This window comes from Candidatus Magnetobacterium casense (assembly GCF_000714715.1).
GTDB lineage: Bacteria > Nitrospirota > Thermodesulfovibrionia > Thermodesulfovibrionales > Magnetobacteriaceae > Magnetobacterium > Magnetobacterium casense.
Genome location: NZ_JMFO01000003.1, coordinates 240,144 through 252,526, shown reverse-complemented (window position 1 = coordinate 252,526; position 12,383 = coordinate 240,144). Strand labels below are relative to the sequence as shown.

Here is a 12,383-nt window from a genome sequence, read left to right as displayed (position 1 = left end):
CAGCAAGATTACGAACACTCTTACAGGTCCACCGTAATGGAGACTCAGGGTCTCCTCGGGTAACCGGATCTACCAACCCCTCAATATCTACAAGCACGGATGGGTCTGTTTCAACAACCGGCTTGCGTCCACCTCCAGGTAAACGTATCTTCTTTTTCCCTTTTGAAGGTTTTTCCTTTGATTCAGCAATACGTCTAATTCCTTCATATATCGTTGTCCGCGAAAGACCAGTAGATCTGGAAACTGAAGTAACTCCTCCTCGTCCCAATGCCTCGGCTTCCACTGCAGCCCACATTCGTCTGCCTTGTTCGTCTAAAACATCTTTGAGTACTTCAAATTTTCTTTGTATCATAAGTTCGGTATCGCTTTGCACTTTTTGATCATAACATATTTAGACACCATTTGTACAAGTTATTTGTGGACAAATCCTAACTCAAGAAACTCTTTAATGGTCAGATTCTTATAGGATAACTTCAGTATAGAGGTTACTACATTTTGCATTTCGTAGTTTCTTGCCATATCTTCACTTTTGAGTCTAATCTCCTCTTCCAGTCTCTTACGCCCTGTTATGTCCCTTATAAATGCAAAAAACAAGCCCTCGCCTTTAAGTGCATTTGCACTTATCTCAACATCAATAACACCGCCATCCTTGCGCTTATTTTTAGTTTCAAAGCGATCCGACCCATTTTCAAAGACTTTTCTCATGTGCAGTTTGAGCTCTTCAACTGACATTGAAGCATCTATATTGCTCACCCTCATTTGCGAAAAATCTTCGTGATTATATCCCAACATATTACGATATGCATCATTGACCTGTACAAAGTTTCCCTCTTTGTCAACTAAACCAAAGCCGTCAATAGAGGTATTTAAAATTGTTCTATACCGCTCCTCAATCAATCTTAAGTCTTCTTCCATTCTTTTGCGATCCATCGCTATGGCATATATGGATGCAAGGCGTTGTACAATCTCCAAATCCTCAGCCGTATAATCCCTCTCTGCATTTGCCAGGGAAATCTGTCCGATAAGCCTGCCTTTGACCTGTGCCGGCACCGACAGAAGTCTCCTTATGGGAATATGACCATCAGGTGTACAATTCTTGTATGAATGGTGTGCTTGGGGGTCATTTGTATAAAATCCGCTTTTTGTATTTAAGGAATGACCCCAAAGTCCATTATAGCCATCCTTACCTTTTGGAAATACTATTTTTTGCTGCGATTGTTCTACATTGCACATTCCATTGTCAAGCATTGGAGTAAAGGTGTGTACTATCAGGTCGTTTGTCTTTCTGTCAATTTCTCCTACGTATCCATGTATGCTCTGAGTTAGCACCATTGCCTGTTTGTTAATAACAAAGGAAAGATCAAAGATGCTACTATTTGGAGAAAGATACATGGCAGAGACTTCCGAGGCTGTAATTTGAAAGTCTATATTCTTCTTTTGTTTCTCCCAGTTAAACAGCTTGATCACCCCGACAATTGATATAGCGGCAAGTGCTGCAGCGATAGCCCTGAAGACCTGGACGGGGATATGTACCATCGAAAGAAATGTATCGCTATTTAGGACGTTAGAAGGGAAGAATTCGCCCCTGGAAACAACGAGACCTCCCAAAAAGGCATAGGCCAAAAAAGCACTGCCCGACAACAAGAAATACCTGTTGATGTGTATAGGCTTGCCTGCATTTTCGTTATTGTAGCGGTAGTGGTAAAAACCTATTGCAGTAAGCAGCGAACCTGGAAATGCGAGAAAATACCTTGCCAGATTTGGTAATGTTTTCCACGGTTGTCCTGAAGCATATGAAAGAGCGGATATAAAAAGTAACATGCCCGCCGTAATTCGCCATTTAAAAAACGACACGTCTTTATCTATCCCATACAGCCTTACACCAAACTCAAACAGGAACAGGAATGAGGTAACAAGGCAGAATAAGCCCATAGGCTTAAATATAGTGTCTGTCGGATGGGTAAACGACAGCATATCCAACCACTCGTTTATCCCGTGGATTAGTGCAAAGGCAGCTAAAATCCATATAATGCGTGAGATTTTTAACTTGCTCCCATTACTTGCGTGAACAAAGATCGATACACCCATAAAGACAAAAGACGCGCCATAAAGCAGGAATACTATATCAAGATTTCGACGAAACCACACTTCTATATGTTCCATATGTCCCTCCTCGGACGCATATTAGATTAATAGATTATATGTTGTCCCAAAAAACTAGTTTACCGTCACATATTAAAGTGCCTCGTTATATTTGCGCCATACATGTTATTGTACCATAAAATCACTTATATCTGACTTACAGTTTTTAGGCAATGGTTAAAAAAAATATATATAGCTGAACAGTTTTCTTTTTTGCAGTGCACCTACATGCTATATAGCAATAAACATGCCAAGAGAACAATAGAAGCATCAAGTCCTGGCATAAGAACATCTGTGGCTGATTGTTACGCTGTATGTAACTCAGAGAGGGATGCAGACATGAACGAATGTTCATATAGAAAACCACAAATCCAAGCAACCATCGAAGTATTAACCCATGAACGATGATTCATAGCCTATGAAGTTATGTGTGGTATATCCGGGAGCGATGCGGAGTCGTCCCTTTCGTTCTTTGTATCGCACACGATTAAAACTCTCTGGTAAATGTGCTATACTAAAGCAAGCAACAAGTTATGAAGCACAAGACGACAAGACCGCAACGGCTGGCAGAGGCCAGACAATCAACCAGGCGTGGTAAGCCGATGCCCTGCATAAATCGGGACTGTCGGTTGCGGGAGAAGGGATGTACGGGGTTTGAGGGCTGCCCCGGCTATAAAACTATCGCAAAGGAGTAATGTGTATGCCAAAAGACGACAGTACATTGGCTGATATGGTAGTGCAGGCGGCGTCTGAAAAAGGCAAGACGATTGCCGTAGCGGAGTCGTGCACAGGTGGGATGGTGGCCGCCTCGATCACATCCGTAGCGGGTAGTTCTGCTGTATTTTTGGGCGGTGTGGTGTCTTACAGCAATGAACTCAAGGAGCTGCTTTTGGGTGTTTCGCACCAGACGCTTGCGACACACGGGGCAGTCAGTCCGGAAGCCGTTCTGGAGATGGTCGTCGGTCTGCACGAGCGGACCCATGCCGATGTGGCGGTATCGATCAGCGGCATTGCCGGACCATCGGGGGGGACGGCCGAGAAACCTGTGGGGCTTGTCTACATCGCCATAAGAGGTTGCAAGGGGGTTGAGAGGGTGCGTGAGTTCAGGTTCAAGGGCAACCGTCAGCAGGTAAGGGTACAGAGCACTGCGGTGGCATTAGGGCTTATACTTCAGACGTTGATGGAGTGTTGACAAACGGTGAGCTGTCAGGCACCGTTTGAAACCTTCTTTATAAACCTCTCTGCAGCCTTTAACGTATCTTTGACTACCTGCACATCATAGAGCAAACCTTGGTAGTAGCCTGCTATGTGGAGCAGATCATACAGGTTATTGAACTCTCTCAGGAGCTTACCGTTTTTGATCGACAGGTGTTCCTGTAAGGCTATCCTATAGGTCTCCACCTTTCTGGGCAGTTGTTTTGATGTTAAACCTTTTTTTATTAATGCGTCATTGATGGCCTCTAATACGGCAAGGTAAGCGGTTGCACACGCCTCTCTGACCGGTTTTTTGTCCAGATATATATTGTTTTCGATTTGAGTATTTCGCAGTGTCTCTCTGGCATTTTCAAGATACCTGAGGGCCTCGCCTTCTTTTCTGTTATGTCTCTTGTTCAAAGCAACCTCCTGACATTATCATAGCACATTTCGATTGGATTAAATACAAAAAAATGTGGCATTTTTACGGGGTCAAGGGGACTTCTTTCCGGCCGGGGCGCCTCGCCCCTCCCCTTGCGGGGGGTCTGAAGGGGGGCGGAGCCGCCCCTTTCTTTTCTCTTACGTTAAATGTCGATTATCCCGTTGGCTTGAGCGATCTTGTGGATTGCGCTGACGATACTGAGCATGTGTTCGAGCTTGTGTAGTTCGAGCATGTTTGGGCCATCGCAGAGGGCATTGTCGGGCTGTGGATGTACCTCCATGAACAGGCCATCTACGCCGACGGCAGCAGCAGCCCTTGCCATCACGGGTGCGAACTGTCGTTGTCCGCCGGATGCGGTGCCAAGTCCGCCAGGTAACTGGACGCTGTGGGTAACATCCACGAGTACCGGATAACCAAAGGCTCGCATGATCGGGATTGCCCTGAAGTCCACGACCAGGTTGTTGTAACCAAACGTCGTTCCCCGCTCCGTTATAAAGAGGCCTGTGTTGCCTGTGGAGGTGAATTTATCGATGATATTTTTTACGTCCCAGGGGGCCAGGAATTGCCCCTTTTTTATGTTGACGACCTTGCCGGTGTTGGCGGCGGCCAGGATCAGGTCTGTCTGTCTGCACAGGAAGGCTGGCAGTTGCAACACGTCAACGGCCTCAGCGGCTAACAACGCCTCCTGGGGAGAATGCACGTCGGTTATCACGGGCAGCCCAAAGGTTGAGCGCACCTCAGATAACAGAGCCAAGCCCTTTTCAACCCCAATGCCCCTGTAGCCGTTTATGGATGTCCGATTGGCCTTGTCGTATGAGCTTTTGAAGATAATCGGGAGATTCAGCCTCATGGATATATCCCTGAGTACCCGAGCAGTTTCCAGAACTACCTCTCTGCTTTCAATTACACATGGACCTGCGATGACAAACAGGGACTTCCTGTCAAAAAAGCGTTCCATCATAGGCGCTCCGGGAAAAAAATTTCAGGCACCGTTTGAAACCTTCTTTATAAACCTCTCTGCAGCCTTCATTGCATCCTTAACTAACTGTGCCTCATATAGCAAGCCTTGATAGTAGCCTGCTATATGCAATGCGTCATAGAGACTATTGAACTCTCGCAATAACTTACCGTTTTTGACTGACAGGTGCTCTTGCAATGCGATTCTATACGTCTCCACCTTTTTGGGTAGTTGCTTTGGGGTTAATCCCTTTTTTATCAATGCGTAGTTTATAGCCTCTAATACGGCAAGGTAGGCAGTTCCAAATGCCTCACGTATCGGCTTTTTGTCCACGTAGTTACTGCCCTCAATCGGGGTGTTTCTCAGTATCTCCCTGGCATTTTCGAGATACCGGAGGGCCTCACCTTCGTTTATTATCTGTGTTTTAACTTGCCTCTTTTGCATAAAAGCAACCTCATATCATTATTATAGCTATTTCAGCCTTTGTTATGCAAATAACAGTTTACCCCTGGGTGTTAAAAAAAGATGACAAACAGGGACTTCCTGTCAAAAAAACGTTCCATACATAGGCGCTCCCGGAAAAAAATTTTCAGGCACCGTTTAAGACCTTCTTTATAAACCTCTCCGTGGCCTTCATTGCCTCTTTGACTACCTGCGCATCATAGAGCAAGCCTTGATAGTAGCCTGCTATGTGAAGTAAATCATACAGACTATTGAATTCTTTCAGCAGCTTACCATTTTTGACTGACAGGTGTTCTTGTAAGGCAATTCTATACGTTTCCACCTTTTTAGGTAATTGTTTTGTGGCCAATCCCTTTTTTATCAATGCATCGTTGATGGCCTCTAATACGGCAAGGTAGGCAGTACCACAGGCCTCTCTTACCGGTTTCTTGTCAATGTAGTGATTGCCTTCAATCTGGGTGTTTCTTAGTATCTCCCTGGCATTTTCAAGATATCTGATGGCCTCGCCTTCTTTTCTTATATGTTTCTTTGGCATAAAGCTATCTCCTGATATTATTATAGCTGCTTTAGGTTTTGCTATGCAAGGGGGTAAATAAATGGGTGAAGGTATAGAAAAAAGTTAAGGGGCTGCATAGGCAGCCCCCATCATATGTTTAGATAAACGTTTTGTTGTTTATCTTAGAAGTTGAACTGGATTCCGTTTCTGATGGCATAAGCGTCGTCGCGCTCGGTTGCGAACTCAGCTACGGGTACTACACGTGTCTGGACAACATTGTCGTATGCCTTACCTGTAAACATATAGCCACCCTCTACGAAGTACTGGAGATTCTTTGCTATCTTGTATGTGATCTTGGTATCTACTTCCCAACCGAGGTCTTTTGAAGGATTGATGACTGGCAGACCCGGTCCTGATACTGCGTTGAGGGCCACTTTCTTTGCTGCCTGGAGCCAGTACAGTGCGAGTTCGGCGTCGAGGGACTTTGTAAACTCGGCCTTTGCTGCGCCTTTGATGTATAAGGTATTGGCAAGACCTGTGCTGATAGCGCCTGCGGCTGACTTTAACTTATACTCATACACATAGGTATAGTGTTGGTCGTTTCCAAGCGAAGTGATAAAGGTCTTGAAGTCACTGTTCTTGTCATCTGCGGACTTACCGCTACCGTATGCACCTTCCAGGGTCAGCTTCAGGGGGATGTTACCGGCGATCTTGTAGTCTACGCCTAACAGACCTGCCCAACCTTTTACGGTGGCGTCTTCGATTCTGCTGTTATCAGGATTTTCGAGCTTTCCTGCCTGAGCTTCAATGTCGCCTCTGACTGTTACCGGGCCGTTTGTGTAGTCGCCACGCAGACCGAAGTTCCACACATGGGCATACTGATAAGTAGGCACTAACGCTGCAAAGCCCTGGTCGTTTACGTATGCTACATCAGCGCTGGCGTTTACGCCTCCTTCTCCCTTATACTTTACCTCTACGACATAGGCGTCACCATCATCCGGGCGGTTGGTGGCTTGCTCGCTGAACTTCAGAGCCTTTACTTCGATGTGGATGTATTTGGTTGGGTCGATGATAATCCTGATGCCGTCATCACCGTACCTTGTGTGGTCAAAGAATAGCTTATTTCCAAGAAACCATAACTGATGACCAACCTTTAAGCCATACATGCCCTTTGTATAAAGAATCCATGCCTGACGGATGTGGATGTCACCCTTCTTCGTATTACCATTTGGATAGATACCTCTAGCGCCAGAATCGCTGGCTGCAGAATTACCCCATATCCATGTATCTGTCTTGTCTGTGCCGGATTCAAGCTCTAAAAAGCCTTGTACTGCTGTACCTATCTTGGCGTCTACGCTGAGTCTTACACGGCCATCATAGTAGGCATTGTGGTCATCACTACCCTCTTTGAATCCCGGAGGGGCCGGTGTTGTTACCAACCTCTTGGCTTCGTCATCAAGCTGATCTGTCAGGTTACTTGAAAACTCTCCCCTGAACCTCAGCTCACCTGCGAGCGTTATTTTCGTTTCTCCGCCTGCCACAACTGCTGTTGTAGTTGAAGCCTCTTGGGCCATAACCGATGCCACGCCAAAAACAATCATCAGCAGCATCATTAATAGTGTTAACTTCTTCAACTTAATCCTCCATATATCTCTCAGAATCTTTTCTGCCAAAGGCAGCGTTTTTTTACAATTTACCAAACTTTGTGATCGTCTTTCTTCACTTATCGATAGTTCTGTTATGGGTCTGTTACTACCTGACCCTCATAACCCAACCCGTTGTCGTTACCCTGGGGCTAACACCACATTTACGTCGCTGTTAGCTGTATCACCTCCTTCTTATCCCTGATTTATTCAGTATAATGTTATGTATGTCCTAATGCTGTTTAAATCCTAGTCAACTGCTTTTAAGCAAATTATATACCATGCGCTGATAGCCACAAAAGGCAAGGGGTTTCTCTGTATTTTTCGGCAAACGTTGTTGTAGTTTTACAACACACTGTGCGCGTGCGACACACTCAATCTATTGCAATACAAAGAAAGAAGGGGGCGGCTCCGCTTCTTGTCGCTCCAGGATGCTCCTGGCCCCCCTCAGCCCCCCTGCAAGGGGGCCAGCCCCCTTTTATGCCGGGGGAACTTAGCCGGGGGCGGCTCGCCCCTCGCTGACCCCTTTGACCCCATAAAAATACCACGCACGTTAAGGGCAGAGCAGGTCAATGTCCGTTAGTTCAGAAACGGTACTTTACACCGGCCAATACGTCGCTTGCCATGCGATGGTCACCGTATATCTTGGCCATGTCCTTGTCTGCCCAGAACACCGCACCGGCCAGATAAACCGTGAAACTCTTGCTTATGTCATAGTTAACGTCGGCGTTCCACTCAAGACCAACGTTTTTGCCAACCGGGCCAACGAGGGCCTCAAGTACAGCCGTCTTGTTCCACCAGAAGTAGGTAAGGTTGGTATCGATGGCGAGCGGTTTTATGGGGGTTATGACAAGCCCCAGGTTAGCGGCGGATACGCCGGGGTTTACGAAGTTTGAGCTTGCATCAATGTCGCGCAGAGAGGTGTATGGACTGTGGGCCCTTATGACGGTTATGCCGCCGGGGAGACTTATCCGGTCGTTGATGATTATGCCGTGGGCACCCCAGACGTCCACGCGGTCCGAAATCGAGTCAAAACCGTGCGCCTTGTCGTCGGAGGGATCGTTATCGCCTGAGGCGTAGAAGAATCCCACGTGCGGCGTAAATACCCCTACAGGGAGGGCAAGGTCTAAATAACCCGTAAAGGCCGACACCTTCTGATCCTTGAGCGGTATCTTGCCCAACAGTACGACGTCTCTCTGCATACCGAAGACGCCGTAGAGACCCGTGAGGAGCTTAAACGGCCCCACGTCTCCATACGTGGTTACACCGGGATAAATGACATCCACCTTTTCGTACTTGCCCTCGCGGCCAAACTTGTGATCTCCCTCACGATCGTGGTTAAAGCTCAGGGAGGGCTTGACGGTCTGTGAGGCGAGGGTGAACTGCATGTGGGCGATGACTATCTGCTGGTCGCGCATATCGGAAGGACTGTTGTAACCCGACAGCAGGTCGTTTTCGATCCTCTGCGCGGCGTACACACTCCAATCGATACCGTTGGAGAGCTTTCCATAGACACGCACGCCCAGGTCAGTATCCTTGTATATTGAGCCGATAAGGTCGGATGTATACTCCTGCACACCGGCACGCACTACGAGCGAATCGGTAGCGTTGACCTCAGCCCAAAGCTCCTCTATCGTCATGAGTCCCTTGACATCTCTGGATATACGTCTGTACATGCCGTCACGCATGGAGTTGTTACCTGAATCTGCCATGCCGTAGAAGGCTAATGACAGGCGGGCCTTCCACTTGTCAGGGTTGAAAATTTCGCCATGTACCTGGGCATCACCCTCGCCAAAGGCATCCAGGCCACGCTGACCCTGGTCTTTGTTTATTCTGTTGTTGAAGTAGTATTTGGATTTGTTCTCGGCACGCATGTCTACATAGCCGTCAACGTTGTAGTACAACTCGGATGTAATCTTTTTGGCTCCGGTCTTTGGAACTACCGCAAGTCTGTTGTAAAGATGCGTGGACATTTCCGTAACATTTACATCTTTAAGCAACACAGGGGCCTTAGTCATCATTCGCTGGATGACGTGTCCCCATTCCTTTTCCGTCCATTTTGCTGCCTGTTTAGTGATCCTGTCGTCGGTGTGGCAGGTGAGGCAGTGGTTTTTCACCAGCAGTTGTTGGGTGTCTTCCGGGAGCTTCTTTATTAGTTCAGACTTGCCAGTGTCAACCGGTCTGAGGGTTTCGTGGTTGGCGTAGAGCCAGTCTACGACGGCGATCATCTCCTGCGGCGTGAGGAGTCCTTTTCCCTGCGACTCCATCTTGGAGACTATGTGGAGCCAGTCGTTGAGAGTGGCCTTGGGGGCGTACACGATCCTGTTTATGTTGTGGCAGGTGGTGCAACGGGTCTCGATAATAGATTTGGCATCTATGGGTGAAGGTGGAGTCGATTTCACGGTTTCAGCATGGGTCTCTGTCCCCAAAACCAACAACACAAACATGCTCAACAGCACGGCCATGTTTTTCATAACAATTACCTCCTTAGTGAAACTTGCTTTAAGTGTTTTTGTTTTTAAGGCTTCCATAACGGTACTACTATACTTTAAAGAAACATCTGCGGCGTGGAGTAAGTCTCTGCAGCATCACCTCCTTATGATTTTACATCTGTCATGCACCAAATTGGCATGTCGCAGGTGTGTGACTTAAGTTACGGGATATAGGCATATAGCAATATGTATACCAGCTATAGTGTAAATAAATATCTGCAACAATCAAGAGCTTTATCTACACATTGAGTTAACATTGCAACTCAGTGTGCATTGTAAGACACACCAGGGGGATAAGCAAGCACAACCTTATTTCCCGTTTTTTTTCTCAGTCTGTGAACTTTGCAAGCTGTGTTTTTATTTTTTCTTGCCAGAGGGCATCCTGCGGGGGTACTTTTATGTAGGCAAACTTGAAAAACATCAGTGCCTCTGAATTCTTATGATTTATAAGCGCCAACAGAGCCAGATTGTAGAGGTCAACATATGAGGTCTCAACGCTGAAGGCATTTACCCCCAGCTTGAGGGCATTGTAGGCCTCCTTGTAGTTGGACATGCGGGAGTAACAGGTGGATATCTTTTGGTAAACGGATGGTTTTTCTGCCATCTCGGCCACCTTGACGGCCATCTCAAATGCCGCGATAGCCTCCTTGTACCTCTGCAAGCCTGTCAGTGCCTCCCCCTTTAGCCTGTGGCCAATTGACAGGGTTGGCAAGACCCCTATGACCACCTCTGCATGTGGCAAGGCCTTTTCATGCTCCCTGCGGGCAATGTACGTTGAGGCAAGAGCCGTGTTTATGGATACCAGGGAAGGCTCTACACGGTAGACCCTCTGAATTTCGCTGACAAACGCCTCCGATGGCGCCTTGTTCAACGAAAGAGTCCTTTCGGTCAACAGGCTGAAGGGGTCAACGGCCCTTAGCTCGTACTGTTGAGCGATGGCGGGATGCTCGGCTGAGTTGACGTACAGGACTGCAACGTCGTCAAAGAAAACGGCCTTGTAGGAGGGATAGGCCATCAGCAGTTGTGCAAAAGCCTTGTTGTGCAGCGGGACAATAAAGAACGATGGCTTGTATGCAGCAATGAACTTCCTGAGTACCTCGGCGTTAAAAAACACGTTATCCGCCCAATAGAAGTCCTCGTCAGAGAAGTATGAGGTCATATCAAGGTCCATATATATCCTGTACTTTGGGTACAGTTGCCAGATCAGGTAGCCGCCAACGGTTGCCTCACTCATGACGTTGCCGCCGGCCTCTATGGAGTTGAGAAATCTGGTTATGCCGCGTGGATTGTAGACGGGGTTGTATGGGTAACCGGTTAAGAGTCCCTTGAAGGTCTTAAGAAACACAAACGGTATGGCCATCATCATGGCAATGAGCATGATATACACGGGACGTCTCAGGGCCTTTGACAATCCCCCTGCAGACAACGGTACGTGATTGACTACGACAGGCAGAGACAGCAGGACAAATTCGGTAATGAACCTGCTGCCCTTGGTCAACAGTACGACGGCCCCGCCAAAGAGCAACATGTGACTTATGCGGATATCCATCCGTGCAATGCCCGCCAGCACGGAGAGCAGGACTGTGGCAATGGCCAGGTTGTTTACGGTCAGGTGGTTAATGATGTGCGGGGATATGTTGAAGGAGAGTATATCGGCCAGGGTCAGGGTTCTGAGTTCGCCGATATACGTGGCTGCGTACTGTATCGGCTGAAATGGCAGGCCGATGAGTCTTACGGGGTCCGGCGTGAGGTAAACCGCACCGATGGATGCAATCAGCGCAACGACATATATGCGGTCCTGTGTAGTAAAGGCAGTCTTGGTACGGAGGCGGTCTGCGTAGCGTTCAATCACGTATGAGAGCGTGATCAGTATCAGTACCGGGTACTCGATACCGTGCATGTTACACCACAGCAGTGCAAGCAACGGCAGGAACACAAGCATCTTGGGCCTGTATTCAATTATGTACAGGAAGGTGATAATGTAGAGGTAGTTAAACATGTGTGGTCTGAGCACCATGTCTCTTACGAGTAACACCATGGTGCAGAGTACAAAGACCGCCGTCAGATATGCCAATGAGTCGTTGTTGCGCAGGCGTCCCCTGAATATGAATCCAAAGAGCATCAACACGGTGGCCATGTAAAGGGCAGCCCTCAGTGCGATCAGTCCGTTGTCTGCCGCCAGGGCATATGCCCCGTACAGGGTCAACTGGAACAACCAGTAGTAGTCGATCCCGTCCTTTGGTGGGGTTATGAAGGAGAAGTAGGAGTGCTTGGGTATCTCATGGTGTTGTGCGATGTACTTTCCAACAGAGAGGTGAAACCACGTATCGGTGTCGCCGGCGATGATCGGCATAGTCATAAAAAACCACAAGATAGTGACAAGGAGAAAGGCTGCATAGAGAAAAAAGTGGTAATTCTTTGCAAACAACCTGATGTCTGTGCCTCTGCCAACGTTCACTGTACTACAGCATAACTTAGCACAGGGGGTAATGTCAAGAAAGCCGTGCAGAGAGGCAATTGGGCACCTTTAAAATCCAGTGTCAATTAGTGTATA

11 protein-coding genes are annotated in these 12,383 nt (G+C 47.5%); 2 read left to right on the top strand and 9 right to left on the bottom strand.

Translation table 11 applies throughout. The annotated features are described in order from the left end of the window. Window positions 1-352: ISAzo13-like element transposase-related protein (locus Mcas_RS17955; protein ID WP_435050988.1), on the bottom strand; the 352-nt coding region annotated here is incomplete at its 3' end. Between the two features lie 59 nt (window positions 353-411). Further along, entirely contained in the window at window positions 412-2,163 is a 1,752-nt protein-coding gene (locus tag Mcas_RS02840; RefSeq protein WP_040333924.1) for a PAS domain S-box protein, read from the bottom strand. A gap of 512 nt (window positions 2,164-2,675) precedes the next feature. Here Mcas_RS02840 and Mcas_RS17950 point away from each other — a divergent pair. Together Mcas_RS17950 and Mcas_RS02835 are read left to right on the top strand one after the other, a co-directional pair. Then, a complete protein-coding gene (locus Mcas_RS17950) occupies window positions 2,676-2,837 on the top strand; it encodes a hypothetical protein (protein ID WP_156033037.1) in 162 nt (53 codons plus the stop codon). A gap of 5 nt (window positions 2,838-2,842) precedes the next feature. Next, window positions 2,843-3,334: a CinA family protein gene (locus Mcas_RS02835; RefSeq protein ID WP_052566765.1), complete on the top strand. Its 492-nt coding sequence runs from the start codon at window positions 2,843-2,845 to the stop codon at window positions 3,332-3,334. A 14-nt stretch (window positions 3,335-3,348) separates the two neighbouring features. On the opposite strand, the gene Mcas_RS02830 is transcribed toward Mcas_RS02835, so the two are convergent. The 7 genes from Mcas_RS02830 to Mcas_RS02800 form a co-directional block, all read right to left on the bottom strand. After that, on the bottom strand, window positions 3,349-3,756 hold the full coding sequence (locus tag Mcas_RS02830) for a DUF5618 family protein (protein ID WP_040333922.1): 408 nt from the start codon (window positions 3,754-3,756) through the stop codon (window positions 3,349-3,351). 164 nt (window positions 3,757-3,920) lie between these two features. Beyond that, entirely contained in the window at window positions 3,921-4,739 is an 819-nt protein-coding gene (kdsA, locus tag Mcas_RS02825; RefSeq protein WP_052566763.1) for a 3-deoxy-8-phosphooctulonate synthase, read from the bottom strand. 21 nt (window positions 4,740-4,760) lie between these two features. Continuing rightward, window positions 4,761-5,180: a DUF5618 family protein gene (locus tag Mcas_RS02820; protein ID WP_052566761.1), complete on the bottom strand. Its 420-nt coding sequence runs from the start codon at window positions 5,178-5,180 to the stop codon at window positions 4,761-4,763. 145 nt (window positions 5,181-5,325) lie between these two features. Continuing rightward, window positions 5,326-5,733, bottom strand: a complete 408-nt coding sequence (locus tag Mcas_RS02815) for a DUF5618 family protein (protein WP_052566760.1) — start codon at window positions 5,731-5,733, stop codon at window positions 5,326-5,328. Between the two features lie 143 nt (window positions 5,734-5,876). Next, window positions 5,877-7,328, bottom strand: a complete 1,452-nt coding sequence (locus Mcas_RS02810; protein WP_156033035.1) for an alginate export family protein — start codon at window positions 7,326-7,328, stop codon at window positions 5,877-5,879. Window positions 7,329-7,921: 593 nt separating this feature from the next. Next, window positions 7,922-9,811 (bottom strand): hypothetical protein, encoded by a 1,890-nt coding sequence (locus tag Mcas_RS02805; protein ID WP_040333919.1) that lies wholly within the window; start codon window positions 9,809-9,811, stop codon window positions 7,922-7,924. 346 nt (window positions 9,812-10,157) lie between these two features. Beyond that, window positions 10,158-12,287, bottom strand: a complete 2,130-nt coding sequence (locus Mcas_RS02800; protein ID WP_040333918.1) for a tetratricopeptide repeat protein — start codon at window positions 12,285-12,287, stop codon at window positions 10,158-10,160. Between the last annotated feature and the right edge of the window lie 96 nt (window positions 12,288-12,383).

Coding starts and splice junctions, on each gene's coding strand:
- Mcas_RS02840 (WP_040333924.1), bottom strand. CDS start 2,163: ATGGAACATATAGAAGTGTGGTTTCGTCGAAATCTTGATATAGTATTC.
- Mcas_RS17950 (WP_156033037.1), top strand. CDS start 2,676: ATGAAGCACAAGACGACAAGACCGCAACGGCTGGCAGAGGCCAGACAA.
- Mcas_RS02835 (WP_052566765.1), top strand. CDS start 2,843: ATGCCAAAAGACGACAGTACATTGGCTGATATGGTAGTGCAGGCGGCG.
- kdsA (WP_052566763.1), bottom strand. CDS start 4,739: ATGATGGAACGCTTTTTTGACAGGAAGTCCCTGTTTGTCATCGCAGGT.
- Mcas_RS02820 (WP_052566761.1), bottom strand. CDS start 5,180: ATGCAAAAGAGGCAAGTTAAAACACAGATAATAAACGAAGGTGAGGCC.
- Mcas_RS02815 (WP_052566760.1), bottom strand. CDS start 5,733: ATGCCAAAGAAACATATAAGAAAAGAAGGCGAGGCCATCAGATATCTT.
- Mcas_RS02805 (WP_040333919.1), bottom strand. CDS start 9,811: ATGAAAAACATGGCCGTGCTGTTGAGCATGTTTGTGTTGTTGGTTTTG.